Origin of the sequence: Variovorax raffinosi, from assembly GCF_051216615.1 — a bacterium.
Classification (GTDB): Bacteria; Pseudomonadota; Gammaproteobacteria; order Burkholderiales; family Burkholderiaceae_C; genus Variovorax.
Map to the genome: position 1 here is coordinate 672,420 of NZ_JBPJZR010000001.1, position 23,754 is coordinate 696,173.

Sequence of the window (23,754 nt, forward strand, 5' to 3'; positions counted from 1 at the left end):
CCTGTACGCACTTGCACAGACCTCACCACCAAGGAGTTCAAAAGTATGAATTTCGGGATCATCGTATTTCCCGATGTCGAGGAACTCGACTTCGTCGGCCCCTGGGAAATGCTCACCATGTGGAGCAAGCTGGCGGCGGGGCCCGCCAACTGCCTGATCGTCGCCGAGAAGCGCGAGCCGGTGGTCTGTGCCAAGGGCTTGTCCATCAACCCGCACGTGTCTTTCGCCGACTGCCCGCCGCTCGACTACCTGCTGGTGCCGGGTGGCATGGGCACGCGCCGCGAGGTGGACAACCCCGAGATGGTGCGCTTTTTGGCCGCGCAAGCGCCGGGCTGCAAGGCGCTGCTGTCGGTGTGCACCGGCGCCTTCGTGCTGCATGCGGCCGGCCTGCTCTCTGGCAAGACCGCGACCACGCATTGGGGATCGCTCGACCGCCTGCGCGCGCTGCGCGACGTGAAGGTGGTCGAGCAGCGCTTCGTGCAGGACGGCGATGTCTGGACATCGGCCGGCGTGTCGGCCGGCACCGACCTGATGCTGGCCTTCATTGCCCACACCGCCGGCGAGGAAGCCGCCGCCAAGGTGCAGTTGCAGGCCGAGTACTACCCGGCGGACACGATCTACGGCAGCACGGCCAGCCATGAACGGGCGCCGGCCTATCTGCGGCGGCCCGTCAAGCGCCCCGGAACGCCATGAGCGCTGCTGCGCCCAACCTCGAACCGCTTGCCGTGCTCGCTGCCCGCGTCGGCGCCACGCTGCGCGAGCGGCGCCAGACGGTGGCGGTCGCCGAATCGTCGGCCGGCGGCCTCGTGTCGGCGGCGCTGCTGGCCATACCGGGCGCGTCGGCGTTCTTCCTGGGCGGCGCGGTCGTCTATTCGCGGCGCGCCGGCAAGGCGCTGCTGGGGCTTACGCGTGAGGACATGGGGGACATGCGCGGCGAAACCGAGCCCTATGCCCGCTTCATCGCCGCCAGGATGCGCGACAGCCATCGCGCGACATGGGGCATCTGCGAAAGCGGCGCGGCCGGACCGTCGGGCAGCCCGTATGGCGATGCGCCAGGGCATGTATGCGTGGCCGTCGCCGGTGCGATCACAGTCAGCCGGACGATCGAGACGGGCGATACAGACCGCCCGGCGAACATGGAAGTGTTCGCACGGCAGTTGCTCAGGCTGTTCGACGAAACGCTGCAGGCCCCCGAGGCAGCGACAGCCAGCATCAACCAGCCTTAGCGCGCCCTGCCGTCTTCTTTGCGCTCTCGGCGCGCGGGGCATTGGCACCTGCCGAGGCAGCGCCCGCGCTGTTCACCTGATCGACCCACAGCAGGGTGTCGACATACGCCATGAACCGGTTCAGGTACTCGGGCGACAGGTCGCGCATCAGCGTGAGCGACCGGTGCACGAGGTGGTGCGAGTTGAGCGGGCCGGCGTTCTCCGGCACCTTGGCCAGCGACTGCGTCACCCGTCGCTCGGCGCTGAGCCTTGACCACGTGTTCCTGAAATACCTGAGCGTCTTCTGTTCGCCGGAGGGCGTGAGGCTGGCCACCGCATCGCCGGGCGCCGGGCCGTCCCCGTGGGCCGACACGCGGCCGATGTGATCGACGAGTTCCGCGAGCGCGCCGCGTTGAGGCTGTGCGTCCTGCCGCGCTGCGGCTGCCTGCGGTGCCACGGAACCATCAACGCCCTCAGCCCTTGCGATGCCTTCACCATAGGCCACGAGCAACCGGGCCAGCTTGTCATCCAGGATGCGCCGCGCATCGCCTTGCTGATCGGACGTGCGCCGGGCCAGCGCCTCGATGAAACGAAAGCGCACAGGGTCGACGCGGTGATCGCCACGCGCGCGCCATGCATCAAGCATCGCGCCGGGGTCCATGGTCTCAGCCATGGATGCCGTGCCGGTTGCGCCTGCGTCGTCGTTACTCACGGGGCTTCTGTGCTGCGCTCGACGGCCGGGGCGTCGGCGCCATTTCCACGCGCCGGTTGCGGGACCGGCCATCGGCATCCGCATTCGACGCCACCGCCTGCTCGGCGCCGAAGGCTGCAGCGAATATCGAGGACGACGGCAGGCCTTCTTCAATCAACGCCCGCGTCACCGTCAGCGCGCGCTGGGCCGACAGCTCCCAGTTGTCGGCGAACTGGCGGTTGCCGCCGCGCACCTGCCGGTCATCGGTGAAGCCGCTGACCATCAGGATCTCGTCGCGAGACTGGAGGTACGCGGTCAGCGGCGCGGACAGGCTCTTGAGCAACTGGCGGCCTTCAGGTTGCAGCTCCGCAGAGTTGAGAGCAAACAGCACGTTGCCGCTGATGCCGATGCGCCCGTTGTTCAGCGTCACCCGGCCCGCAGCGAGCGGCCCTGCCAGGGCCTGCTCCAGCGTCTGCAGCCGCTTCGCCTCGATCTGTCGTTGCTTGACCTCGGCTTCGAGCTTGTTCGCCAGTTCGAGCTGCATGCCGATCACGCACACCAGGATCAGCACGAAGGCGCCCAGCAGCCCCGCCATCAGGTCGCCGAAGACGGCCCACACGGGAACCGTCGGCTCGACGCCTGCGTCGATGTCCTCGGTCATCACGCTTCGCTGCCCGCCGCGATCCGCCGGCTGGCCAGTTGCTGCAGGTCTTCCACGATCTGCTTTTGCGACATGATGCTCAGGTCGATCACTTCCCTCGCCTGCGCCACGTAGTAGGCCAACTGCTCGTCACTGCGCGCAATCGACTTGCCCAGCGTGCCTTCGATGCGTTGCAGATGCGCCCCCAGCTTGTCGTTGGATTCGGTGAAGAGCTGCACGGCGAAACCGAAGGCCTCGCCCAGGCTCGCCACCTCGACGGCGCTGCCGGTGATCTGCGCGGCGACCTCGGCCATCTTTCCGGTTTCCGCATCGACCTTGTCGGTGAAGCGCGTGCCCACGCGGTCCAGCAGGTCCGCCGATGCGGCAACCAGTGCGTCGATGGCCGTGCGCTGTTCGGTGGAGGCATGGTTCACCGCATTGAGCAGCGTCTCCAGCGTGCCGAGGATGCGGCTGCGCTCTTCCAGCATCGTGTTGTCGCGCGCCATGCTGTCGGTCAGCTTCTGGCGCAGCTCGCCGATCACTTCGGCCGCAGCGCGCGGCGCTTCCGACGCAGCCTGCATGAGCTGGCCGATTTCAGCGATGGTGCTCTTGGCGCTGGCTTCCGTCTGGGTGGAAATCTCGCGGGCGGTTTCGGCGAGCGTCCTGCAGATTTCCTGCTGCTGGTTCTCGCTGCGAACGCCGGCCTGCTGCCACTCCTGCTGCAGCGACGTGGCCATGGCTTCGAGCGTCTGGGTCCAGGCGGCGAGCCGCTCCTGGTCACGCGATGCCATCTCCGTCTGCAGGTCGGTGTGAGCCTGGCTCACCGTTTGAAGCAGCGACACCGAGCGCTGCTCGAAGTCGGTTTGCTTTCCGCGCAGCTCGGCGATCATTTCCGCCGCGGCGCGTGGCGCCTCCGAGGCGGTCTGCATGAGCTGGCTGATTTCGGCGATCGTGCTCTTCGCGTGTGCGTCCGCCTGGGCGGAGATCTGGCTGGCGGTCTCGGCGAGCGTCCTGCAGATTTCCTGCTGCTGGTTCTCGCCGCGCATGCCGGCCTGCTGCCATTCTTGCTGCAGCGACGTGGCCATGGCTTCGAGCGTCTGGGTCCAGGCGGCGAGCCGTTGCTGGTCACGCGACGCCATTTCCGTCTGCAGGTCGGTGTGGGCCTGGCCCACCGTCTGCAGCAGCGACACCGAGCGCTGCTCGAAGTCGGCCTGCTTGCCGCGCAGCTCGGCGATCACTTCGGCTGCGGCGCGCGGCGCTTCCGACGCGGCGCTCACGAGCTGGCCGATCTCGGCGATCGTGTTTTTCGCATGCGCTTCGGTCTGGACGGTGATTTCCCGGGCGGTTTCCGCGAGCGTCCTGCAGATTTCCTGCTGCTGGCTTTCGTTGCGCGCGCCGGCCTGTTGCCATTCCTGCTGCAGCGACACCGCCATCGCTTCGAGCGACTGGGTCCAGACCGCGAGCCGCTGCTGGTCGCGCGACGCCATCTGCGTCTGCAGGTCGGTGTGGGCCTGCCCGACCGTGTGCAGCAGCGACGCCGAGTGCTGCTCGAAAGTGGCCGAAGCGGCCGTCAGGGCACGGTGCGTGTCGCCCGACAGGGTCTGGCTCGCGCGCTCGTGCTGCGCCAGCGCCTCGCGCCAGTTGTCCGACATGCTGCCGACCGTGGCTTCGAGACGGGCGGAGACGTTGTCCACCAGCGAGGCCGAGCGTTGCTCGAAGGTCTCGGCGAACTGGCCGAGCGAGTTGCGCAGGTCTTTGGACACTTCCTCGCTCGCGCGCTGATGCCCATCGAGCGCGCTCTTCCAGATGTCGGCCACGGTGGCGGTGCTGGCTTCGAAGCGGCTCGACAGGCCGTCCAGTTGCCGCTGCACGCTGTGCCCGACGGTGTCGTGCAGCGCGGCGGTTTCACGTGCGATGCCGGCCATGGTGGCTTCGACGACCGGCTGGATGGTCGCGCCGGCGATGCGCGCGCCTTCGGTCAGGCTCTGCTTGAGCGAATGATCGACGGAGGTGGCCAGGCTGGCGTAGGCGGCCTCGGCCTTGCCGTGGAAGTTGTCCTGGCTGGAGATCAGGCGCTCGTTCAGCGCATGGTTCTGCTGCGCCATCGCTTCCATCATGAGCTGCAGCCGGTCGACCAGCGCCGGCATCGCCTGGCCCTGTGCCTGCAGCAGCTTGAAGGACTCTTCGCGCTGGTGCGCCAGCGAGAAGACGCGCAAGGTGGTCGCGATCCGTGTGTCGAGCAACTGCGCGGTCTGCAGCCTGTCGCGGCGGCACAGGGCGGACACGAGGCCGAGCATGGCGGACGCGGCCACACCGGCCAGCGAGGTGCCGAACGCCACGCCCAGGCCCTTGACCGGGGCCGCCAGCGAAGCGCGCATGGCCTGCAGGTCCGTCGCATGTTCCAGCGCCGAGCCGGTGCCGTTCAGCGTGACCACCATGCCGAGGAAGGTGCCCAGCATCCCGAGCAGCACCAGCAGCCCTGCGAGGTACGGCGTCAGGGCCGGGCCGGGCAGGCCGACGCGCTCACCTTCGACGCGCAGGCGCACCGCGTTGCGCAGCGAAGGATGCAACTGGTCGAGCCATTGGCCCAGGCTCGCCGGAGGCTGGGGCATGTCGGTCACGGCATGCGACAGGGTGCCAGTGGCCTGCTGGAAGCGGTGCAGTTCCAGCGCACCCATCAGGTAGAACGCGCCGATGAGCAGCGTGATCAACAGCGCCAGCGGGTTGGAGCCGATGTACCCGACGGCGACCCAGCACACGGCGGCCAAGCCTACGAAGAATGCGGCGTAGTGAAGAAATCTTTTCATGGGGGTCTGGTTAACTGGTGCGCAGGGCTTCGAGCAGCCCTTCGACCGGTTGCAATCGGATATCGAGTTCAGCGAGCAGCACGTCTTGCATGTGTTTGCAAAAAACGTTCAGCCACTCGGTGGACGGGGCTTCGCTGTCGGGTTCGGCCGGCGCTTGTGTGTCGTCCGGCGCCGGCTGGGCGGCCTGGCGCAGGCGCTCGAAATGCGTTCCAAGCAGCACGGGCACGGTCGCCAGCAAGCGGCGCTCCTGGGCCGCCAGCGCCTGTTCCATGACCACATCGACGGCGGCGAGCCGGGCCATGGCGGGCGATCTGACCGCCAATGTGGCCCGCACGCGCGCGCGCAACGGGGCAATGCGCGTTTCCATGGCCTGCTGCCGGGTGAGGTAGCGTCGGCGATAGGGGGCGAAAGCGGGTGCGGCGTCCACGGGCGTGTCGCCGGCAGGTGCGGCGGCCGCAAGCGGGTTGCCCCGCTTCTTGACGACCGTGGGTGCGCTGTCTTCGGCGATGGCCTGTGTCAATGCAGCGCGCACGCGGGTGAATTCGGTTTCTTCGGCGCTGCCGGACGCACGCGCGCTGGACTGCACGGCCGCCGGACTGCCGTCCAGCGCCGCGGACAGCGAGATGGCGTCGGTCCAGCCGAACCATTGGCTCAATCGGTCCGCAGTGCCTTGTCTGGATTCGCGGACGTCGATGTCGGTCAGTCGAGAAAGGAGGCGAACGAGCGTCGAGCCGTGAAAAACTGTGCGCTGTGAAGCTTGCGCCATACCGCCCGAACGAAAAACTCGGCAGTCTACACTGGAGAAACGCGGCCGAGCCTCACCCCCGCCCAGCAGAGGTAACCTTGCGTGACATCCTGCCAGGCACCGGCACCCGCCTCGATGGCGGCAGCGTCGGCGCCTCCCCGGATCAGTCCGCCTGCACCCCCGCCGCGCGGATCACCTTGCCCCATTTGTCGATCTCTGCCGCGAGGTGCGTGCGCAGCGCCTCGGGCGTGACCTTGTCCATCGGCGCGGCCTCGGTGCTCAGTTCGGCAAAGCGCTTCTTGACCATGTCGTCCTGCAGCGCGGCGCGCAAGGCAATGTTCAGCTTCTCGATCACGGCCGGCGGCGTGCCCTTGGGCGCGTAGATGCCGTGCCACACCTTCACGTCAAAGCCTTTCAGGCCCTGCTCGTCGAGCGTCGGAATATTCGGCATGCTCGACAGCCGCTTGGGCGTGGTCACCCCGAACACCTTCACGCGGTTGCCGTCCTTGATGACCGGCGCGGTCTGCGTGGTCTGGTCGCACAGCAGATCGACCTGCCCGCCCATGAGGTCGTTGAGCGCGGGGCCGGCGCCCTTGTAGGGAATGGTCGTGAGCTGCACGCCGATCTGATGCATGAACAGCAGGCCGCAAAGCTGCGACACCGCGCCTGTGCCGGCGTTGGCGAGCGTGACCTTGTCCTTGTTCGCCTTCACGTAGGCCAGCAGCTCCTGGAAGTTGTTGGCCGGAAAGTCCTTGCGCGAGAGCAGCGTCATCGGCACGTCCATCACCTGGCCGACGTATTCGAAGTCTTTCAGCGGGTCGTAGTTGAGCTTCTTGTAGAGCGCCGGCGCGGTGGCCATGCCCATGTGGTGGATCAGGATGGTGTAGCCGTTGGGCGCCGCCTTGGCCACGCGCGTGGGCGCGATGGTGCCGCCCGCGCCCACCGTGTTCTCGACGATCACGGTCTGCCCGAGCGACTTGCCCATGGGAATGGCAAGCATGCGCGCCACCACGTCGGTCGGGCCGCCGGCCGAGTACGGCACGACCATGACGATGGGCTTGTCGGGCCAGGCTGCCTCGGCCATTGCGGGCGATTGGCCGGCCAGCAGGCATGCGCCCAGCGATGCCGCGAGCAGGCTGCGGACCTTCCAGTTCTTCTTCGTTGCTGTCACTTCGTTGTCTCCTTTGGTTATTGGGAATCTGCTGCCGCCGCGGCTCAGGGCGGGGCCTGTGCGTCGAGTGCCAACAGGCGTTGCGCCAGCCGCACCACGGGCGCGTCGACCATGCGGCCGTCGAGGCTGACCACGCCGCCGCCTGCGGCCTGAGTAGCGTCGATCACGCGGCGGGCCCATGCCAGCTCTTCAGCACTGGGGCCGAGCGCGGCGTGCGCGGGTGCGACCTGATCGGGGTGAATGCACAGCTTGGCTCCGAAGCCGCCGCGCCGGGCACGCGCAACATCGGCAGCAAGGCGTTGCGCATTGCGCCAGTCGGGCGTCACGCCATCGATGGGTGCGGGCAGGCCCGCCCGACGCGAGGCCAGCAACAGCGCCAGGCGCACGGGCACCAGCTCGGCTTCGTCCGTATCGCAGGCGAGCCCCAGGTCGGCCTGGAAGTCGAGGTTGCCGAAGGCGAGCCGCAGCACTTGCGGGCCTGCGGCCAGTTCGTTGATCGCCTCAAGACCGGCGGCCGATTCGATCAATGGCACGAGCACGCCCTGCGGGCCGACGGCCTGTGCCAGTTGCCGCAGATCGGCAACCTGTTCGGCCTTCGGCAGCACGACGCCGGCGATGAGCCCCTGCGCCACCAACTCGCCGACCGCCGCACGGTCGTCGTCGTGCCACGGCGTACCGCTTGCGTTGATACGCACCAGCAGGCGCTTGCGGTCCGCCCCGGGCAGCGCGGCGAACGAAGCGGCCAGCCCCGCACGAGCGGTCGCCTTGCGCTCGGGCGCCACGGCATCTTCAAGATCGACGATCACGCCGCCCGCCCCCGTCGCCAGCGCACGGGCGTGGCGCTCGGGCCGGTCGGCCGGCACGAAAAGGAAGGTGCGCGCCAGTGCCAAAGGCGTACTGATCACCCCGCTCACACCGCCCTCGCCTCGCGCAGCGCCGCAATGTCCGCATCGCTGCGCCCGAGGCCGCGCAGGATCGCTTCGGTGTGCTCGCCGACCGCCGGCACCGGGTCCATGCGGTAGTCGAAGGCACTCTGCCGCCCCGCCGGCAACAGGGCCGGAATATCGCCCGCCGGCGAACCCACCTGCCGCCAGCGCTCGCGCGCCTGCAGCTGCGGATGCGCCCAGAGGCCGGCCATGTCGTTCATGCGCGCGTTGGCGATCTGCGCTGCATCGAGGCGTTCGAGCACCTGCGCGGTGCTCAGCGCGCCGAAGGTCTCGACGATCACCGCGCGCAAGGCTTCGCGGTTCTCGTTGCGCCGCGCGTTGCTGTCGAAGCGCACATCGGTCGCCAGTCCGGCCTGCAGCAAGACCTTCTCGCAGAACGCGCGCCACTCGCGCTCGTTCTGCAGGCCCAGCATCACCGTGCCGCCATCGCCTGCGGGGAACGGCCCGTACGGATAGATCGTCGCGTGCGATGCGGCGCTGCGCGGCGGCGGCGGCGCGCCGTCGTAGGCGTAGTACATCGGGTAGCCCATCCACTCGGCGAGCGATTCGAGCATCGACACGTCGATGTGCGAGCCCTTGCCGGTCTTGCCGCGCTGGAGCAGCGCCGCCAGGATGCCGGTGTACGCATACATGCCGGCCGCGATGTCGGCGATGGAGTTGCCCGACTTGCACGGATCGTCGGGCGTGCCCGTGACCGACAGAAAGCCCGCCTCGCTCTGGATCAGCAGGTCGTAGGCCTTCTTGTCGCGGTACGGCCCGTCTTCGCCATAGCCCGAGATGTCGCAGACGATGAGCTTCGGATGTTTAACCTGCAGCGCCGCTGCGCCGAGCCCCATGCGCGCCGCCGCGCCCGGTGCGAGGTTTTGCACCAGCACGTCGGCATCGGCCACCAGCTCTTGCAGCACGGCCAGCGCGGCGGGCTGCTTCAGGTCGAGCGTGATGCTTTCCTTGGAGCGGTTCACCCACACGAAGTGCGAGGCCTCGCCAAGCACGCGTCCGTCGTAGGCCCGTGCGAAGTCGCCGTCGCCGGGCCGCTCCACCTTGATGACGCGGGCGCCGAGGTCGGCCAGTTGCCGGGTGCAGAACGGTGCCGCGATCGCATGTTCGAGCGACACGACGGTGATGCCATCCAGAGGTCTTGTCATGTGTCTTTCCTCCTTCTTGTTTTCAGGCCAGCACGGCCGTGGCCTGCATCGTGAGCCAGCCATCGGCGTCTTCGCCCCAGAGGCTGAAGGTCTTGCCGTCATTGCTGCCTTCGGCCGGCTTGCCATGCACGCGGAACGGCGCGATGTCGAAGGTCGGGCGCACGGCGCGGAACTCGAAGCGCGCCAGTTGCGCGCCCGGCACGTTGCGGCGCAGCAGGTCGACCAGCAAGGTCGCGATCAGCGGGCCGTGCACGATCAGGCCCGGATAGCCCTCGACCTGCGTCACGTAGCGGCGGTCGTAGTGGATGCGGTGGCCGTTGAAGGTCAGCGCCGAGTAGCGGAACAGCAGCACGTCGTCGGGGACGATGTCGCGGCTGAAGGTGGCGTCCTTCGGTGCCGGCGTCGGTGGTGGTGCTTTCTCGCCGGGTTCGGCGGCGGCGCGGTACACGATGTCGTGTTCCTCGGTCAGCGCCAGGCCGCGTTCGTTGCGCACCTCATGGCGCACGAGCACGAACACCAGCTCGCCGCTGCGGCCGGCCTTGTGGGTGACCGACACGATGGTCGACGTGCGCTCGATCTTGTCGCCCACCTGCAGCGGATTGCCCGGCTCCCAGTTCAGGCGCCCGCCGGCCCACATGCGGCGCGGCAGCGGCACGGGCGGCAGGAAGCCACCGCGCTTGGCATGGCCGTCCTCGCCGATCTCGGACTGACGGTGGTGCGGAAGAAAGTACAGCCAGTGCCACAGCGCGGGCAGATGCGTGCCGGCCACGGGCAATGGGTCGTCGCGGTCGAGCGTGGCCGAGAACGCACGCACGGGCGTGGCGTTGATGTCGTCGGTCAGCGTTTCGCTGCGGCCCTGCCAGGCCTGCAGCTTTGCCAGTGCTTCGCCGTCGATCAGCGGGGAGGATTTTTCAGGGTGGGTATTGCTCATGGCTTCTTCAATCGACCGCAGCGCCGGAGGCCTTGACGATGCGTGCCCACTTGGCCAGGTCGTCCTGCAGCAGTTTCGAAAATTGATCGGGCGAGGTGGGCGGCGCGATCTCGACGCCCTGCTGCTCGAGCTTGTCGCGCAGGTCCTTCGCGGCGAGTGCCTTGCGCGTGGCTTCCTGCAGCGTGGCCAGCACATCGGCCGGCACGCCTGCGGGCGCGAACAGGCCGATCCACAGCGTGCCGTTGTAGCCCGGCACCGCCTCGGCAATGGTGGGCACGTCGGGCAGCACCGGCGAGCGCCTGTCGCCGCTCACCGCCAGCGCGCGTAACTTGCCGGCCTTGATGTGCGCGAGCGCCGAAGGCAGGCTCGCGAACACGATCGGCAACTGCCCGCCCAGCACGTCGTTGAGCGCAGGCGCCACGCCCTTGTAGGGCACGTGCTGCAGCGAGATGCCGGCCATGCTGTTGAGCATTTCACCCAGCAGATGGTTGAGCGTGCCGTTGCCGGCCGAGGCGTACTGGTAGTTGGCGCCCTTCTGCCGCGCGAGCTTCAGGAATTCGCTGAAGTCTTTCGCCGGAAACGACGGGTTGACCAGCAGCACGTTGGGCACCGCGCCGATCAGGCCGACCGGCTTGAAGTCCTTCACCGGGTCGAAGCCCGGGTTCTTGTAGAGCGCCGGGTTGATCGCCTGGCTGCTGCTGATCGTCATGAGCAGCGTGTAGCCGTCCTTCGGCCCCTTGGCGACGAGCTGCGTGCCGATGTTGCCGCCGGCACCGGGCCGGTTGTCGACCACCACGCTCGCGTTATTCAGCACCTCGCCCAGCTTCTGGCCGACGAGGCGCCCGACGATGTCGTTGGTGCCGCCGGCCGCCTGCGGCACCACGAGCGTGACGGGGCGCGAGGGGTATGGCTCGGCGCTCGCCGGGCCCGCGTGGACCAGAGTGGCTGCGGCGACAAAAGCCAGCAGTGCGAATGCGCGAAAGCGCTTGTTGGCAGAGCAGCGGACTTTGAAGCCGTTGCTTGCTGGTTCGTGTTGTGTCTCCATGCCCGCATGGTCGTGCGCCCTCCCCGCGCGCGCAATCTGCGATTTCAAAAGCCAGTCTTTTGAAATCCCGAAGGCTTGGCTACCATCGCCCGATGCTTTTCGACCTCACCGACCTGCGGCTGTTCGTGGCCACCGCCGAGCTGGGCAACCTCACCCGCGCGGCCGAGCGGCAGCACCTGTCGCTGGCGGCGGCCAGCGCGCGCATCAAGGCGCTCGAAACCCAGGCAGGCCTGCAATTGCTGCAGCGCGAGGCACGCGGCGTGCGCCTGCTGCCACCGGGCGAAGCCTTCCTGCACCACGCGCGGCTGGTGCTGCGCCAGACCGAGCAACTGCGCGCCGACCTGCTCGAATACGGCGGCGGCCTGCGTGGCCACCTGCGCGTGTTCGCCAACACCACGGCCGTGACCGACTTCCTGCCCGAGATCCTGCCGGGCTTTCTGGCGCGCAACCCGCGCATCAACGTCGACCTTCAGGAAAAACCGAATGCTCAGATCCCGCGCGGCGTGCTCGACGGCCGCGCCGACATCGGCATCGTGGCCGGCCGCGTCGACACGCTCGGGCTGGAGGCCATTCACTTCAGCACCGACCGGCTGGTGCTCGTGACGTCGAGCCAGCACCGCTTCGCGAAGCGCCGCGAGATTTCATTCGTGGAAACGCTGGACGAAGACGCCATCGGCATGCAGCAAGGCAGCACGCTGCAGGCCTTCCTGGCGCAGATCACCGACAACCTCGGCAAGCGGCAGAAGCTGCGCATCCAGCTCGGCAGCTTCGATGCCATGTGCCGGATGATCGGCAGCGGCGTGGGCATTGGCGTGGTGCCCGAGTCGGCCGCGCGGCGCAACCAGGAAAGCATGCAACTCGCGCTGATCGAACTCAGCGACGCGTGGTGCGTGCGGGAGCGCTATCTGCTTGTGCGGGACCGGGCGGCGCTGCCGATCTATGCGCAGGCGCTGGTCGAGACGCTGTGCCGGCACTACGCGGGACAGCAGACCGAATCGGCCTGAGCGCCGCCGCGAGGCTGGAAAAACAGCCACTTGCAGCCGGATTGTGAACAAGTCCGTGCCGTCCCCATTTTCCGTGGACAACTTTGGGGGTAACTCAGGAGGAGCCTTGTAAAAGCAATTTAACTCGTTGTTTTACAAGGATATTCCTTAGTTTGCTCAAAATTTGAGCAGTGAACAAGATTGGCCGCCTCCGGGGTGCCGATTAGTCCCAAATGGCTCGAAAGTCGGGTTCGGCTCGGTTTTTTTGAACACAAAAGACTCCATAGAACTTCGACTTGCCGGCGAAGCCCGGGAAAACCCGCTTCATCCCCATTTTCAGTGCACAACTTTGGGGATAACTCATGCGAAGCCTTGTAAAGAGTTTCCAAGTCGTTGTTTTATAAAGGGAATAGTCAGAATGCCTAAATTTTGAGCGGTGAACAAGATGGCCGAGCACCGACAAATGAGGCTTGCATTGCGGGCTATCGGCCGTCGCGGTACGCGAAGACCTGCACCGGGTCCAGGCCCAAGCCGTTGTCGCTCTTACTGCGGTGCAGTGCGCCCCTCAGTTGCAGCCCTCGTTCATTGCTGCGCTGATTGATGCGGCACCGCGAGACCTCGGATTCCCGACCAGTACGCTTCCAGGACGTCGGCATCGACCACGGGCCGCACATGGGTTGCATAGAGCGCGTCGTTCCCGTCTTTTCGCGGGCCCGAAATCCAGTAGTGGTCCCCGGTCTCGACGTCGAAGTAGTTGGACTTGAAGCCAATTCCCTTGAGGCTTCGAAATGCTTTCTGCCCGTAATACAGCGTTGCACCTGACTTGGAGAAGGTGACACGGCCGATTCGAGCCGGCCCCGTCAGGCCACCCGCTTTCGATTCGATGTACATGATCCGGTCCTTCATCCTCATCCCCTTCGGTGCGACTGCGCCTGCTCGGCGCTCAGGTGTATTCAGTAAGGCGGTGCCTTGCGCGCCCGTTGCTCCCGCGCAGCTTCAGTCCACCACGCAAGGTCTTCCGCAAACCGGCCGAACGACCGCTCAAGCGATTCGCCCGCCGGCCCCGTCGGCTTTGCGTTCGCATCCAGCGTCTGCGAAATCGGCCCGACCGCCAGCGTGCTCGACACAACGACCATGCCCATCTCCGACAGGATCGAATGCCACACGGTGCCCGAGCGGACGCCGGAAAAGCGGCCCGCCGAATAGCTCGCGATGGCTGCCGGCCGCCAGAACCACTCTTCGAGGAAATGGTCGGTCAGGTTCTTCAGGCCCGGCTGCGGCCCCCAGTTGTATTCCCCGGTGACGAAGATGAAGGCGTCGGCCGTGCGGATCTTTTCGGCCAGGGCTTCCATGGCCGCAGGCGCCGTGCCCTTGGGGTATTCCTTGTACATGCGGTCGAGCATGGGCAGGTCGACCTCTTTCGCATCGATCAGCTCTGCATCGTCGCCACGCGCCCGGATGCCCGAGACGATGTAGTCCGCCAGCCGCACGCCCATGCGGTCGGAACGGTACGAACCATAGAAGACCAGGATCCTGTCGCTCATGGTTGCAGGCCTCGCGCTCAGGTGGGTGTTTCCAACTTGTCTTGCGTCCGGGTCGCGAAGTCGCCGGCGTCGTGGCGCTCGTGCAGTTGGCTGCTCGGCTGGCCCCATGCGCGATTGACCATGCGGCCGCGCTGCACCGCCGGGCGCTGCGCGATCTCGTCGGTCCAACGCAGCACGTTCTTGTATTCGCTCACCTGCAGGAATTCGCCCGACTCGTACAGCTGCCCCTTGGCGAGCGTGCCGTACCAAGGCCAGACGGCGATGTCGGCGATGGTGTAGTCGTTGCCTGCCAGGTAGCGGCTCTCGGCCAGCCGTCGGTCGAGCACGTCGAGCTGGCGCTTGACCTCCATGGCGAAGCGGTCGATGGCGTATTCGATCTTCGTCGGCGCATAGGCATAGAAGTGCCCGAAGCCGCCACCCAGGTACGGCGCGCTGCCCATCTGCCAGAACAGCCACGACAGGCATTCGGCGCGGGCCGCCCGTTCGGTCGGCAGAAAGGCACCGCCGAACTTTTCGGCCAGGTACTGCAGGATCGCGCCGGACTCGAACACGCGAATGGGTGTGTCGCCGCTGCGGTCCATCAGCGCGGGAATCTTGGAGTTCGGGTTCACCGCCACGAAGCCGCTGCCGAACTGGTCGCCTTCGCTGATGCGGATCAGCCATGCGTCGTACTCGGCGCCGGTATGGCCCAGCGCCAGCAGTTCTTCCAGCATCACCGTCACTTTCACACCATTGGGCGTCGCCAGCGAATAGAGTTGCAGCGGGTGCCGCCCCACCGGCAGGTCCTTCTCGTGCGTGGCGCCGGCAATCGGGCGATTGATGTTCGCGAAGCGGCCACCGCTTTCCTTGTTCCAGGACCAGACGGTGGGCGGCGTGTAGGCCGTGGTGCCATTCATGCGATGTGTTCCCGAGGAGTTGGACGGACGATGATCATTCTCTACGACTGCGCAACCGCACCCAGCCCGCGGCGCGCGCGCATCCTGCTGGCCGAAAAGGGCATTGCCCACGAGACCATGCAGGTAGACCTCGCTCGTGGTGAGCAAATGGGCGACGCCTACCGCGCGATCAATCCGCAATGCACGGTGCCGGCACTGCGCATCGATGATGAAGACGGGTTGCTGCTGACCGACAACGCCGCCATCGCGGCATGGCTGGAGGCCCGCTATCCGCAGCCACCACTGATGGGCAGCACGCCACGGGAAAAAGCCGAGATCGCCAGTTGGAACTGGCGCATCGAATTCGAAGGCCTGCTGGCCATCGCCGAGACGCTGCGCAACGGCTCGCCCGCCATGGCCGACCGGGCGCTGCCCGGGCCGGTGAACTACGCCCAGATACCCGAGCTGGCGCAGCGCGGACTGGCGCGGGTGAATCACTTCTTCGAGACGCTGAACGAACGGCTGGCCGGCCGCGACTTCATCGCTGCCGACCGGTTCAGCATTGCCGACATCACCGCAGTGGTGGCGGTGGACTTTGCCCGCGTGGTGCGGGTCAAGCCCGGGGAGCAGCATCCTGACTTGCTGCGTTGGCGCGCGGCCATGGCACTACGGCCGTCGATGTCGCGCTGAGCGGCAACGACGACGGGGCGCCAGGCCCCCTGCCGATCAGCGTTCGATGGTCAGTGCCACGCCCATGCCGCCGCCGATGCACAGCGAGGCAATGCCCTTCTTGGCGTTCTGGCGTTGCATTTCATGCAGCAGCGTCACCAGGATGCGGCAGCCCGACGCGCCGATGGGGTGGCCGATGGCGATGGCGCCGCCGTTCACGTTCACCTTGTTCACGTCCCAGCCCATTTCGCGGTTCACGGCGCAGGCCTGTGCGGCAAAGGCTTCGTTGATTTCGAGCAGGTCGAGGTCGGCGGCCTTCCAGCCGGCGCGCTGCAGTGCCTTGGTCGAGGCGGGCACCGGGCCCATGCCCATGATGGCGGGGTCGAGGCCGGCGGTGGCGTAACTGGCGATGCGGCCCAGGGGCTTCAGGCCCAGCGCGGCGGCCTTCTTGGCCGTCATCACCATCACGGCGGCTGCCCCGTCGTTCAGGCCCGAGGCATTGCCCGCGGTCACGCCGCCGGCCTTGTCGAAAGCGGGGCGCAGGCCGGCCAGCACTTCGGCGCTGGTCTTGCGGTTGATGAACTCGTCCTGGTTGAAGACGATGGGGTCGCCCTTCTTCTGCGGAATGCTCACGCCGACGATTTCGTCCTTGAACTTGCCGGCGTCCTGCGCGGCGGCGGCCTTGGTCTGGCTGCCCAGCGCCAGTTCGTCTTGCGCGGCACGGTCGATGCCGAACTTCTTGGCCACGTTCTCGGCGGTGATGCCCATGTGGTACTGGTTGTAGACGTCCCACAGGCCGTCCACGATCATGGTGTCGACCAGCTTCCAGTCGCCCATGCGCTGGCCGTTGCGCGAGTTGGGCAGCACGTGCGGTGCGGCGCTCATGTTTTCCTGGCCGCCGGCGATGACGATCTCGCTGTCGCCCGTGGCCACGGCCTGCGCCGCCAGCATCACGGCCTTCAGGCCCGAGCCGCACACGGCGTTGATGGTGAGCGCCGGCGTTTCCTTGGTGCCGCCGCCCTTGAGCCATGCCTGGCGCGCGGGGTTCTGGCCGGCACCGGCCGCCAGCACCTGGCCCATGATGGCCTCACCCACCTGGTCGGCCGTGAGGTTGGCACGCGCAATCACTTCCTTGATGACGATGGCGCCCAGCTCCGTGGCCGAGATGCCCGCGAGCGAGCCGCCGAATTTGCCGACCGCCGTGCGCGCTGCCGAAACGATGACGATGTCTTCCATGAGGTTCTCCGTTGAGGTGATTTGAAATCTGAGGATGAGGGGTCAGGCCCGTGCCTTGACGTATCGGCCCGGTGCCGGCTCGCTCGCCTGGTAGTCCTTGCCCTTGCCGTAGGCCTTGGGCGCCGGTACCTGCTTGCCCGCGTGGCCCTTGAGCCATTGTGCCCAGTCGGTCCACCAGCTGCCGGGGTGCTCCTGCGCGCCCGTGAGCCACTCGGCCTGCGTTTTCGGCAGCTTGCCGTCTTCGCGAATCCAGTGGCTGCGCTTGTTCTTCGCTGGCGGATTGATCACGCCGGCAATGTGGCCCGATGCGCCCATGACGAAGCGCTTCTTGCCCGGCAGCAACTGCGTCGACGCATACGCGCCGCCGATGGGCACGATGTGGTCTTCGCGCGAGCCGTAGATGTAGGCCGGAATGTCGATCTTGCCCAAGTCGATTTTTTCGCCGCACACCGTGAGCGCATTCGGCTTCGCGAGCTTGTTCTCAAGGTAGGTGTTGCGCAGGTACCAGGCATAGAAAGGGCCCGGCAGGTTGGTGGCGTCGCTGTTCCAGTACAGCAGGTCGAAGGGCGGCGGGGTCTCGCCCTTGAGGTAGTTGCCGACCACGTAGTTCCACACGAGGTCGTTCGGCCGCAGAAAACTGAAGGTCGAGGCCAGGTCGCCGCCGGGCAGCAGCCCGCCCTTGCCGAGCTGCATTTCGCGGTAGGCCACCATGGTCTCGTCCACGAAGATGTCGAGGATGCCGGTGTCGCTGAAGTCGAGAAAGGTGGTCAGCAGCGTGACCGACGCGGCCGGTTTCTCGCCGCGCGCCGCGAGCACGGCCAGCGCGGTGCTCAGGATGGTGCCGCCCACGCAGAAGCCCAGCGTGTTGATCTGCTTGCTGCCGCTGATTTCCTGCGCGACGTGGATCGCCTTGATGGCGGCGTTCTCGATGTACTCGTCCCACGTGGCCTTGTCGAGCGACTCGTCGGGGTTGCGCCAGCTCACCACGAACACACGGTGGCCTTGCTCATTGGCATAGCGGATCAGCGAGTTCTCGGGCTGCAGGTCGAGGATGTAGAACTTGTTGATGCAAGGCGGCACCAGCAGGAACGGCCGTTCGTACACCTTGGCGGTGAGCGGCTTGTATTCGAGCAACTGGAACAGCTCGTTCTCGAACACCACGGCGCCCTCGGTGGTGGCCACGTTGCGCCCCACTTCGAAGGCGCTTTCGTCGGTCATGCTGAGGTGGCCCTGCTTGACGTCGTTCAGCAGATTCTGGATGCCCTTGGCGATGCTCTCGCCCTGGCTGTCTATGGCCTTCTTTTGCGCTTCGGCATTGAAGGCGAGCGAGTTGCTGGGCGACGACGCCGCCATCCATTGCTCGACCGCGAAGCGCATGCGCGCCTTGGTTTTTTCGTCGGCGTCGATGGATTCGGCCATGCTGAGCATGGTGCGGCCGTTGAGCAGGTACACGGCGGCAGAGAAAGCCGCCAGCGGGTTGCTGCCCCAGGCTTCGCTGGCAAAGCGCTTGTCGCCCTCGGGCTTTGCGTGCAGACCGTTGCGCCAGAGTTCGGCGGCTTCCGTCACGTACTGCTGCTGGATGGCCTGCAGCTTTTCGGGGGCTATGGAGAACTTGGGCAGCTCGGGCATCTTGGCCGACTGCGGCATCTGCGGCATTTGCCACAGCGGACTGCCGCCGACGTTGAAGGCCGAGCCTCCTTGCGTGGCGGACTGCTGGAAAGATTCCAGCGCCTGGGTCCATCCCTGCGAAAGTGCCTTCTGGAAGGGCGCGAATGCATCCGCCCCCGTCGCTTGTTGCTTCATCATGTCTCCTGGTCCTCGCCTGAGTCGAATCCGGATGGGTGCGTGTTTTGAGTATCCTGCATTCGCACGGCACCGACAACGCCGCTCTTTCCCCTTACCGACTGAAACCTGTTTTGTTCATCCATCTGATCGTCATCGGCTGGCTCTACGTTGTCGTGATGATGGCGGTGGCCGAAGCCACCAACACCACCGGCACCGTGCTGGGCGCCATCTTCACATTTCTTTTGTACGGTTTGGCGCCGGTGGCACTGGTGGTTTACCTGATGGGCGCGCCGGCCCGCCGTCGCGCGATCAAGCAGCGTGAGGCCCAGGCACAGGAAGACGCGCGCCGTGCCGCCGCTGCCAAGGCGGCAGCGGCCGTTGCAGCAAGCTCAAGCCTTCCAGACCAGGGCGGCGAAGCGCCCGCTGATGCCGTCGCGCCGGTGCGAAAAGAAACGTGACGGGTTGGTGACGGTGCACCAGCCGTCGCTGCCATCGTTGCCGTAGACCGCGTCGACGCCCGCCGCGCGCAGCCGTTGGCGGGCCAGCGCGGGCAGGTCGGCCAGCCATTTGCCGGGTGCAGGCGCGGACCGGAAGCAGGCTGCGGCTTCGGGCGCGTGGGCCTCGAAAGCGGCCTTGACCTCGGGGCCGACCTCGAAAGCCTTCGGGCCGATGCAGGGTCCGAGCCACGCTATGACTTTGCTAGCGCCATGCGTTGAACCAGCTTCCGATTCGGGCATGAAGCTTCTGGCGGTCTGTTCGAGCACGCCACCGGCAAGGCCGCGCCAGCCGGCGTGCGCGGCAGCCACCCGCTCGCCGGCCTCGTCGGTGAAAAGCACGGGCAGGCAATCGGCCACCATGATCGTGCAGGCCAGGCCGATGGCCGTTGCGGTGCAGGCATCGGCCGCCGTGCCGTCGCGCACGATGTCCTGATCGGCGTCGAGCGCCACGACGCCGGTGCCGTGCACTTGTTGCAGAAAGACCGGCCGCGCGCCGATGGCCTGCCGCAGGCGATCGCGGTTCGTGGCCACATCCGCCGCCAGGTCACCCACGTGATCGCCGAGGTTCAGGCTTTCGTAGCGCCCCTGCGAAACACCACCATCCCGCGTGGTGCACACGGCCCGCACGTTCGACGGCGCGGGCCATTCCGGCACGAGCCAGTGCGCGTGCATGGGGGCGGCGCTCAATCAGGCTTCCGCGTCGGGCGCCTGCGAAGGCTGCGCGCGCTGGAAGGCGTCCAGCGCCATGCAGGCCTCGAAGGCGGCCATGCTGCGCGGCAGGCCGCTGAAGTCGCAGTCGAAGCGGCGGCCGTTGAAGACCTGCGGCACCAGGCAGCAGTCGGCCAGGGTCGGCGTGTTGCCGTAGCAGAAGGTGCTGCCGGGGTACTGCTCGAGCTGGCGCTCGAAGGCCAGCATGCCGTCGCGCACCCAGTGGCGATACCAGGCGTTCTTGGCTTCGTCGTCGAGCTTCAGGTCCTTCACGAGGTACTTGAGCACGCGCAGGTTGTTGAGCGGGTGGATCTCGCAGGCAATGGATTGCGCCAGTGCGCGCACATGGGCGCGGCCCACGGGGTCGCTGGGCAGCAGCGGCGGCTCGGGGTGCGTTTCGTCGAGGTATTCGATGATGGCCATCGACTGCGAGAAGCGCTCGCCCTCGTCTTCGAGCAACGGCACGAGCTTGTCGGCCGAGAGGGCGGCGTACGGGCCGGTGCGATGGTCGCCGCGCGCGATATGCACGGGAACGTAGTCGAAATCGAGGCCCTTCAACTGAAGGGCGATGCGCACGCGGAACGAGGAGGAGGAGCGGAAATAGTTATGCAGCTTCATGATTTCCCAAGCATAGCGCCCGTCATGAGCGCGCGACAGCCGGCAGCACGCAACGCAGGTCGTGCAGCCCGGCTTTCGGGGTGGTGGTAACGCGCCATTCTTCAAGGATGCGCAGGGCCGCCGCTTCCTCCCGGGAAGCGATGCCGATGCGCCAGGGGCCTGTCTCGCCTGGGGCTTCGCCGGGCGGGTGGTCGTGTCCCTCGCCGTAGGGACGGCCTTCGGAGCAGGCCTTGCAAAGAATCTGCATGCTGGTGCTCCAGTTCTCGGCGCTGCCGCCGGCTGCCTCGAAGCGCTTGATCAACACGTCGATGTCTGCGCTTGTCGCATCCTCGATCAAGACCTCGTAGGTCGCGTAATCGGAAGGGGCAATCAGCTCCAGCGCATCGAACACCGGCACCTCGCGCTCGCCGCGCAGGCGGTAGCCGTTGGCCGCGCCGTCGTGCAGCACGAGGTCGCCGTAGCGGTGTCCGCTGGCGGGCGTCGGCACATTGCGCAGGATGGCCCGCGCCGGGTCGATGCGGTCCGACCAGACGACCTCGCTGGCTTCGTCGCCATGCACGCGGATCGGCGTCAGGCCGATGAAGAAGTCGACCGGCCCGTCGCCATCGGGCACGCCGATGCCGTAGCGCTGCCACGCGCGCCGTGCCGTGGCCCAGTCGCCCAGCGCCGTGGCGGCGATGCCGAGGTTCCACAGCGCGCCTTCGTTGCCGGGATCGCGGCGCACCGCTTCTGCATTGGCAGCCAGCGAGGCGGCCCAGTCGCCGCGGTACTTGTGGATCAGGCCGGCATTGAACCAGGGCACAGCCCACTGCGGATGGGCCTGGCCGGCCTGCAGATAGGCGTGCAGCGCGCCGTCCTGGTCGCCGTCTTCGTCGCGCTGGCGACCGAGTTCGTTGAGGGCGGTGGCTTTGCCGGCTTTGCCGAGTCGAAGGGGCATGGTGAAAGGGAGAAAGGAACGAAGAACGGCGCGGGGCGTCTATTGTGGTCCGCCCGCCGATCCCGGTGGGCCGCCAAGGCAACCCCGCCCTGCCTCTGGCACACTGCCGGTCTCCCCCACAGGTTTCGCTGACAAAGGACACGTCGCAATGGCTTCCGAGTTTGTTTTCGCCCCGCCCGCCACGGTTTCGATTCCGGTGGTCGGCCAGCCCGCCCGCTTTCCCGTGCACCGCATCTACTGCGTGGGCCGCAACTACGAAGATCACGCCAAGGAAATGGGTTTCACCGGCCGCGAGCCGCCCTTCTTCTTCATGAAGCCCGCCGACGCGGTGGTGGTGGTCGATGCGGGCCAGACCGGCACCATGGCCTACCCCACGCTCACCAAGAACCTGCATCACGAGATCGAACTCGTGGTCGCCATCGGCACCGGCGGTAAAAACATCAAGGCGGCCGATGCGCACAAGCACATCTACGGCTACGCCGTCGGCCTGGACATGACGCGCCGCGACCTGCAGAACGACATGAAAAAGCAGGGCCGCCCCTGGGACATCGGCAAGAGCTTCGAGCAGAGCGCGCCCATCGGCCCGATCGTGCCCGTGGCACAGGCCGGTGATGCCGAAAAGGCAGAAATCTCCGTGCAGGTCAACGGTACCGACCGCCAGCGCAGCAACGTGAGCAAGCTGATCTGGAACGTGGCCGAAACCATCGAGCACCTCTCGGCCGCCTGGGAACTGCAACCCGGCGACCTGATCTTCACCGGCACGCCCGAAGGCGTGGCCGCCGTGGTGGCCGGCGACACCCTGGTGGGTGAAGTGGCGGGCCTGCCGAAGCTGACCGTCAAGGTCGTCTGAAGAACGAAGACACGAAGACGGCCACATGCTCCTGCGCGTACCCATCAAGCATTGCAAGAACTGCGGCACCGCGGTGGTCTACCGCATTCCGGACGACGGCGACACCAAGCCGCGCGCCGTCTGCCCGGCCTGCCACACGATCCACTACGAGAACCCGCTGAACGTGGTGGGCACCATCCCCGTGCTGGGCGACAAGGTGCTGCTGTGCAAGCGCAACATCGAGCCGCGCTGGGGCAAGTGGACGCTGCCCGCCGGCTTCATGGAGCTGGAAGAATCGACCGCCCAGGGCGCCGCCCGCGAGACGACGGAAGAGGCCGGTGCCAATTTCGAGATGGAAGGCCTGTTCGCGGTGATCAGCGTGGTGCGCGTGGGCCAGGTCCACCTGTTCTACCGCGCCCGCCTGCTCGACGACCGCTTCGATCCGGGCCACGAGACCATCGAGGCCCGGCTCTTCGCCGAGGAAGAAATTCCCTGGGACGAGATCGCCTTTCGCACCGTGCGCGAAGCACTGGAGCGTTTCTTCGAAGACCGGCGGCGCGGCAATTTCGACCGCGTGCACGAACTCAGCATCGTTTGAAATCACACATGAACAAGACACTTCGCGCCACCCTCCTGTGCGGCGCCGGCCTGGGCTTTGCGCTGGCGGCATCCGCGGCCAAGGCGGACACGGTGGGCGAAGTCGACACCGCCTTCAAGCTCATCGGCCCCGACCACAAGATCGTGATCGAAGCCTATGACGACCCCAAGGTCAGCGGCGTGACCTGCTATGTCTCGCGTGCCAAGACCGGCGGCATTGCCGGCGCCTTCGGCGTGGCCGAGGACAAGGCCGAAGCTTCCATCGCCTGCCGCCAGGTCGGCCCGGTCAGCATCACGCAGCCGCTGCCCAAACGCGAAGAGGTCTACAGCGAACGGCTGTCGGTGCTCTTCAAGCGCCTGCGCGTGGTGCGCATGGTCGATCCCAAGCGCAACACGCTGGTCTACCTGACCTACTCCGACCTGCTGATCGACGGCTCGCCCAAGAACAGCGTGACGGCGGTGCCCATCGATCGCGGCACGCCGATCCCGCTCAAGTAGCGGCGGCCCTCAATGGCCCTTCGCGCCAGGTTCTTCTCAAAGGGTCGGCGCACGAGTTTGCTAGCATCGTCCGGTCGGCGCGCCCTGCGGGCCGAACCGAAGGAACCCTCCTCAACGAATCCGTTCCAACACAGCGCCATGCACCTTCAGACTTTTGTTTTCCGTTCCGCTGCCGCAGCGCTGATGGCCGCGAGCCTCGCAGCCTGCACAACGGTCGATCTCACGCCCCAACGCACCGGCCCCGGCGTCGCGCCACCGGTGCAGCGCCAGGCGCTGTTCATCCGGCCCGCGAGTGGCAACGTCATCTCGCGCTTCGACGGCGTGAGCAACAAGGGCATCGACATCGCCGGCAACCTGGGCGATGCGGTCGTCGCCTCGGCCGATGGCCGCGTGGTGTACGTGGGTGGCGAGCTGCCCGCCTACGGCAACATGGTGATCGTCAAGCACAACGAGACCTACCTCACGGCCTACGCCCACCTGAGCGCCATCCTCGTGAAGGAAAACGCGGTGGTGCGCCAGGGCGAGAAAATCGCCGAGATGGGCAAGAGCAACGCTGATCGCGTGAAGCTGCGCTTCGAGATCCGCAAGAACGGCAACGCCGTCAATCCGGAGCCCTATCTCAACGGGCTGCTGCAGCAGTAGGCTTCCCTA

26 protein-coding genes are annotated in these 23,754 nt (G+C 66.8%); 9 read left to right on the plus strand and 17 right to left on the minus strand.

Annotated elements, in window-relative coordinates:
- Nucleotides 1-45 precede the first annotated feature (45 nt).
- Nucleotides 46-693 carry a DJ-1/PfpI family protein gene (locus tag ACSFB7_RS03160; RefSeq protein WP_435466967.1) on the plus strand — a complete coding sequence of 216 codons (648 nt, stop codon included), beginning with the start codon at nucleotides 46-48 and terminating at the stop codon, nucleotides 691-693.
- A complete protein-coding gene (locus ACSFB7_RS03165) occupies nucleotides 690-1,226 on the plus strand; it encodes a CinA family protein (RefSeq protein ID WP_435466969.1) in 537 nt (178 codons plus the stop codon). The genes ACSFB7_RS03160 and ACSFB7_RS03165 overlap by 4 nt, the downstream gene beginning before the upstream one ends.
- Here the strand turns inward: ACSFB7_RS03165 and ACSFB7_RS03170 are convergent.
- The 9 genes from ACSFB7_RS03170 to ACSFB7_RS03210 form a co-directional block, all read right to left on the minus strand.
- On the minus strand, nucleotides 1,213-1,878 hold the full coding sequence (locus tag ACSFB7_RS03170; RefSeq protein ID WP_435466970.1) for a DUF2894 domain-containing protein: 666 nt from the start codon (nucleotides 1,876-1,878) through the stop codon (nucleotides 1,213-1,215). The two genes, ACSFB7_RS03165 and ACSFB7_RS03170, sit on opposite strands and share 14 nt — an antisense overlap.
- A gap of 31 nt (nucleotides 1,879-1,909) precedes the next feature.
- Nucleotides 1,910-2,557: an OmpA family protein gene (locus tag ACSFB7_RS03175; protein WP_187109423.1), complete on the minus strand. Its 648-nt coding sequence runs from the start codon at nucleotides 2,555-2,557 to the stop codon at nucleotides 1,910-1,912.
- The gene (locus ACSFB7_RS03180; RefSeq protein WP_435466974.1) at nucleotides 2,557-5,343 is read right to left on the minus strand and encodes a DUF802 domain-containing protein; all 2,787 of its coding nucleotides are present in this window, start codon (nucleotides 5,341-5,343) and stop codon (nucleotides 2,557-2,559) included. The genes ACSFB7_RS03175 and ACSFB7_RS03180 overlap by 1 nt, the downstream gene beginning before the upstream one ends.
- A gap of 10 nt (nucleotides 5,344-5,353) precedes the next feature.
- Nucleotides 5,354-6,109, minus strand: a complete 756-nt coding sequence (locus tag ACSFB7_RS03185; protein WP_435466976.1) for a DUF3348 domain-containing protein — start codon at nucleotides 6,107-6,109, stop codon at nucleotides 5,354-5,356.
- 142 nt (nucleotides 6,110-6,251) lie between these two features.
- Complete coding sequence (locus ACSFB7_RS03190) at nucleotides 6,252-7,259, minus strand: tripartite tricarboxylate transporter substrate-binding protein (protein WP_435466978.1); 1,008 nt, start codon at nucleotides 7,257-7,259, stop codon at nucleotides 6,252-6,254.
- 44 nt (nucleotides 7,260-7,303) lie between these two features.
- Nucleotides 7,304-8,173 carry an HpcH/HpaI aldolase/citrate lyase family protein gene (locus ACSFB7_RS03195; protein ID WP_435466980.1) on the minus strand — a complete coding sequence of 290 codons (870 nt, stop codon included), beginning with the start codon at nucleotides 8,171-8,173 and terminating at the stop codon, nucleotides 7,304-7,306.
- The gene (locus tag ACSFB7_RS03200) at nucleotides 8,170-9,351 is read right to left on the minus strand and encodes a CaiB/BaiF CoA transferase family protein (protein WP_435466982.1); all 1,182 of its coding nucleotides are present in this window, start codon (nucleotides 9,349-9,351) and stop codon (nucleotides 8,170-8,172) included. The genes ACSFB7_RS03195 and ACSFB7_RS03200 overlap by 4 nt, the downstream gene beginning before the upstream one ends.
- Before the next feature lie 22 nt (nucleotides 9,352-9,373).
- A complete protein-coding gene (locus ACSFB7_RS03205) occupies nucleotides 9,374-10,282 on the minus strand; it encodes an HTD2 family dehydratase (RefSeq protein WP_435466984.1) in 909 nt (302 codons plus the stop codon).
- A gap of 7 nt (nucleotides 10,283-10,289) precedes the next feature.
- Entirely contained in the window at nucleotides 10,290-11,327 is a 1,038-nt protein-coding gene (locus tag ACSFB7_RS03210) for a tripartite tricarboxylate transporter substrate binding protein (RefSeq protein ID WP_435466986.1), read from the minus strand.
- Nucleotides 11,328-11,419: 92 nt separating this feature from the next.
- On the opposite strand from ACSFB7_RS03210, the gene ACSFB7_RS03215 reads away from it, so the two are divergent.
- Complete coding sequence (locus ACSFB7_RS03215) at nucleotides 11,420-12,331, plus strand: LysR family transcriptional regulator (protein ID WP_435466988.1); 912 nt, start codon at nucleotides 11,420-11,422, stop codon at nucleotides 12,329-12,331.
- A gap of 561 nt (nucleotides 12,332-12,892) precedes the next feature.
- Here the strand turns inward: ACSFB7_RS03215 and ACSFB7_RS03220 are convergent.
- From ACSFB7_RS03220 to yghU, 3 genes are all read right to left on the minus strand, one after another.
- The gene (locus tag ACSFB7_RS03220; RefSeq protein WP_435466990.1) at nucleotides 12,893-13,201 is read right to left on the minus strand and encodes a 1-deoxy-D-xylulose-5-phosphate synthase; all 309 of its coding nucleotides are present in this window, start codon (nucleotides 13,199-13,201) and stop codon (nucleotides 12,893-12,895) included.
- Nucleotides 13,202-13,263: 62 nt separating this feature from the next.
- Nucleotides 13,264-13,854 (minus strand): NADPH-dependent FMN reductase, encoded by a 591-nt coding sequence (locus ACSFB7_RS03225; RefSeq protein ID WP_435466991.1) that lies wholly within the window; start codon nucleotides 13,852-13,854, stop codon nucleotides 13,264-13,266.
- 17 nt (nucleotides 13,855-13,871) lie between these two features.
- Complete coding sequence (gene yghU / locus ACSFB7_RS03230) at nucleotides 13,872-14,750, minus strand: glutathione-dependent disulfide-bond oxidoreductase (protein WP_435466993.1); 879 nt, start codon at nucleotides 14,748-14,750, stop codon at nucleotides 13,872-13,874.
- Nucleotides 14,751-14,780: 30 nt separating this feature from the next.
- Here yghU and ACSFB7_RS03235 point away from each other — a divergent pair, with 30 nt between their 5' ends.
- Nucleotides 14,781-15,419, plus strand: a complete 639-nt coding sequence (locus tag ACSFB7_RS03235) for a glutathione S-transferase family protein (protein ID WP_435466995.1) — start codon at nucleotides 14,781-14,783, stop codon at nucleotides 15,417-15,419.
- 36 nt (nucleotides 15,420-15,455) lie between these two features.
- Here the strand turns inward: ACSFB7_RS03235 and ACSFB7_RS03240 are convergent, their stop codons facing one another.
- Together ACSFB7_RS03240 and phaC are read right to left on the minus strand one after the other, a co-directional pair.
- Nucleotides 15,456-16,634 carry an acetyl-CoA C-acetyltransferase gene (locus tag ACSFB7_RS03240; protein ID WP_435466997.1) on the minus strand — a complete coding sequence of 393 codons (1,179 nt, stop codon included), beginning with the start codon at nucleotides 16,632-16,634 and terminating at the stop codon, nucleotides 15,456-15,458.
- A 42-nt stretch (nucleotides 16,635-16,676) separates the two neighbouring features.
- Nucleotides 16,677-18,437 carry a class I poly(R)-hydroxyalkanoic acid synthase gene (phaC, locus tag ACSFB7_RS03245; protein ID WP_435466999.1) on the minus strand — a complete coding sequence of 587 codons (1,761 nt, stop codon included), beginning with the start codon at nucleotides 18,435-18,437 and terminating at the stop codon, nucleotides 16,677-16,679.
- A 113-nt stretch (nucleotides 18,438-18,550) separates the two neighbouring features.
- Here phaC and ACSFB7_RS03250 point away from each other — a divergent pair, with 113 nt between their 5' ends.
- Nucleotides 18,551-18,877, plus strand: coding sequence for a hypothetical protein (locus tag ACSFB7_RS03250; protein ID WP_435468064.1), 327 nt, complete (start codon nucleotides 18,551-18,553; stop codon nucleotides 18,875-18,877).
- Here ACSFB7_RS03250 and pgeF read toward each other — a convergent pair.
- From pgeF to ACSFB7_RS03265, 3 genes are read right to left on the minus strand one after another with little or no spacing between them, the layout of a single operon-like run.
- On the minus strand, nucleotides 18,809-19,588 hold the full coding sequence (gene pgeF, locus ACSFB7_RS03255; RefSeq protein WP_435468066.1) for a peptidoglycan editing factor PgeF: 780 nt from the start codon (nucleotides 19,586-19,588) through the stop codon (nucleotides 18,809-18,811). The genes ACSFB7_RS03250 and pgeF overlap by 69 nt on opposite strands.
- A gap of 15 nt (nucleotides 19,589-19,603) precedes the next feature.
- A complete protein-coding gene (maiA, locus tag ACSFB7_RS03260; RefSeq protein WP_435467001.1) occupies nucleotides 19,604-20,242 on the minus strand; it encodes a maleylacetoacetate isomerase in 639 nt (212 codons plus the stop codon).
- Nucleotides 20,243-20,264: 22 nt separating this feature from the next.
- A complete protein-coding gene (locus ACSFB7_RS03265; RefSeq protein ID WP_435467003.1) occupies nucleotides 20,265-21,179 on the minus strand; it encodes a tetratricopeptide repeat protein in 915 nt (304 codons plus the stop codon).
- A gap of 148 nt (nucleotides 21,180-21,327) precedes the next feature.
- Here ACSFB7_RS03265 and ACSFB7_RS03270 point away from each other — a divergent pair, with 148 nt between their 5' ends.
- The 4 genes from ACSFB7_RS03270 (at nucleotide 21,328) to ACSFB7_RS03285 (ending at nucleotide 23,745) form a co-directional block, all read left to right on the plus strand.
- Complete coding sequence (locus ACSFB7_RS03270; protein ID WP_093237409.1) at nucleotides 21,328-22,029, plus strand: fumarylacetoacetate hydrolase family protein; 702 nt, start codon at nucleotides 21,328-21,330, stop codon at nucleotides 22,027-22,029.
- 25 nt (nucleotides 22,030-22,054) lie between these two features.
- Nucleotides 22,055-22,606: an NUDIX hydrolase gene (locus tag ACSFB7_RS03275; RefSeq protein WP_435467006.1), complete on the plus strand. Its 552-nt coding sequence runs from the start codon at nucleotides 22,055-22,057 to the stop codon at nucleotides 22,604-22,606.
- Nucleotides 22,607-22,614: 8 nt separating this feature from the next.
- Complete coding sequence (locus ACSFB7_RS03280; protein WP_435467008.1) at nucleotides 22,615-23,103, plus strand: CreA family protein; 489 nt, start codon at nucleotides 22,615-22,617, stop codon at nucleotides 23,101-23,103.
- A gap of 138 nt (nucleotides 23,104-23,241) precedes the next feature.
- Entirely contained in the window at nucleotides 23,242-23,745 is a 504-nt protein-coding gene (locus tag ACSFB7_RS03285) for a murein hydrolase activator EnvC family protein (protein WP_435467009.1), read from the plus strand.
- The last annotated feature ends 9 nt before the right edge of the window (nucleotides 23,746-23,754 follow it).

Excerpts from the sequence above, each read along its gene's own strand:
- phaC (WP_435466999.1), bottom strand. The coding sequence starts at position 18,437 with ATGAAGCAACAAGCGACGGGGGCGGATGCATTCGCGCCCTTCCAGAAG.
- ACSFB7_RS03165 (WP_435466969.1), top strand. The coding sequence starts at position 690 with ATGAGCGCTGCTGCGCCCAACCTCGAACCGCTTGCCGTGCTCGCTGCC.
- ACSFB7_RS03275 (WP_435467006.1), top strand. The coding sequence starts at position 22,055 with ATGCTCCTGCGCGTACCCATCAAGCATTGCAAGAACTGCGGCACCGCG.
- ACSFB7_RS03215 (WP_435466988.1), top strand. The coding sequence starts at position 11,420 with ATGCTTTTCGACCTCACCGACCTGCGGCTGTTCGTGGCCACCGCCGAG.
- pgeF (WP_435468066.1), bottom strand. The coding sequence starts at position 19,588 with ATGCACGCGCACTGGCTCGTGCCGGAATGGCCCGCGCCGTCGAACGTG.
- ACSFB7_RS03185 (WP_435466976.1), bottom strand. The coding sequence starts at position 6,109 with ATGGCGCAAGCTTCACAGCGCACAGTTTTTCACGGCTCGACGCTCGTT.
- ACSFB7_RS03235 (WP_435466995.1), top strand. The coding sequence starts at position 14,781 with ATGATCATTCTCTACGACTGCGCAACCGCACCCAGCCCGCGGCGCGCG.
- ACSFB7_RS03170 (WP_435466970.1), bottom strand. The coding sequence starts at position 1,878 with ATGGCTGAGACCATGGACCCCGGCGCGATGCTTGATGCATGGCGCGCG.
- ACSFB7_RS03205 (WP_435466984.1), bottom strand. The coding sequence starts at position 10,282 with ATGAGCAATACCCACCCTGAAAAATCCTCCCCGCTGATCGACGGCGAA.
- ACSFB7_RS03180 (WP_435466974.1), bottom strand. The coding sequence starts at position 5,343 with ATGAAAAGATTTCTTCACTACGCCGCATTCTTCGTAGGCTTGGCCGCC.
- ACSFB7_RS03160 (WP_435466967.1), top strand. The coding sequence starts at position 46 with ATGAATTTCGGGATCATCGTATTTCCCGATGTCGAGGAACTCGACTTC.
- ACSFB7_RS03210 (WP_435466986.1), bottom strand. The coding sequence starts at position 11,327 with ATGGAGACACAACACGAACCAGCAAGCAACGGCTTCAAAGTCCGCTGC.
- ACSFB7_RS03220 (WP_435466990.1), bottom strand. The coding sequence starts at position 13,201 with ATGTACATCGAATCGAAAGCGGGTGGCCTGACGGGGCCGGCTCGAATC.
- yghU (WP_435466993.1), bottom strand. The coding sequence starts at position 14,750 with ATGAATGGCACCACGGCCTACACGCCGCCCACCGTCTGGTCCTGGAAC.
- ACSFB7_RS03175 (WP_187109423.1), bottom strand. The coding sequence starts at position 2,557 with ATGACCGAGGACATCGACGCAGGCGTCGAGCCGACGGTTCCCGTGTGG.
- maiA (WP_435467001.1), bottom strand. The coding sequence starts at position 20,242 with ATGAAGCTGCATAACTATTTCCGCTCCTCCTCCTCGTTCCGCGTGCGC.
- ACSFB7_RS03270 (WP_093237409.1), top strand. The coding sequence starts at position 21,328 with ATGGCTTCCGAGTTTGTTTTCGCCCCGCCCGCCACGGTTTCGATTCCG.
- ACSFB7_RS03265 (WP_435467003.1), bottom strand. The coding sequence starts at position 21,179 with ATGCCCCTTCGACTCGGCAAAGCCGGCAAAGCCACCGCCCTCAACGAA.
- ACSFB7_RS03240 (WP_435466997.1), bottom strand. The coding sequence starts at position 16,634 with ATGGAAGACATCGTCATCGTTTCGGCAGCGCGCACGGCGGTCGGCAAA.
- ACSFB7_RS03285 (WP_435467009.1), top strand. The coding sequence starts at position 23,242 with ATGCACCTTCAGACTTTTGTTTTCCGTTCCGCTGCCGCAGCGCTGATG.
- ACSFB7_RS03225 (WP_435466991.1), bottom strand. The coding sequence starts at position 13,854 with ATGAGCGACAGGATCCTGGTCTTCTATGGTTCGTACCGTTCCGACCGC.
- ACSFB7_RS03200 (WP_435466982.1), bottom strand. The coding sequence starts at position 9,351 with ATGACAAGACCTCTGGATGGCATCACCGTCGTGTCGCTCGAACATGCG.
- ACSFB7_RS03280 (WP_435467008.1), top strand. The coding sequence starts at position 22,615 with ATGAACAAGACACTTCGCGCCACCCTCCTGTGCGGCGCCGGCCTGGGC.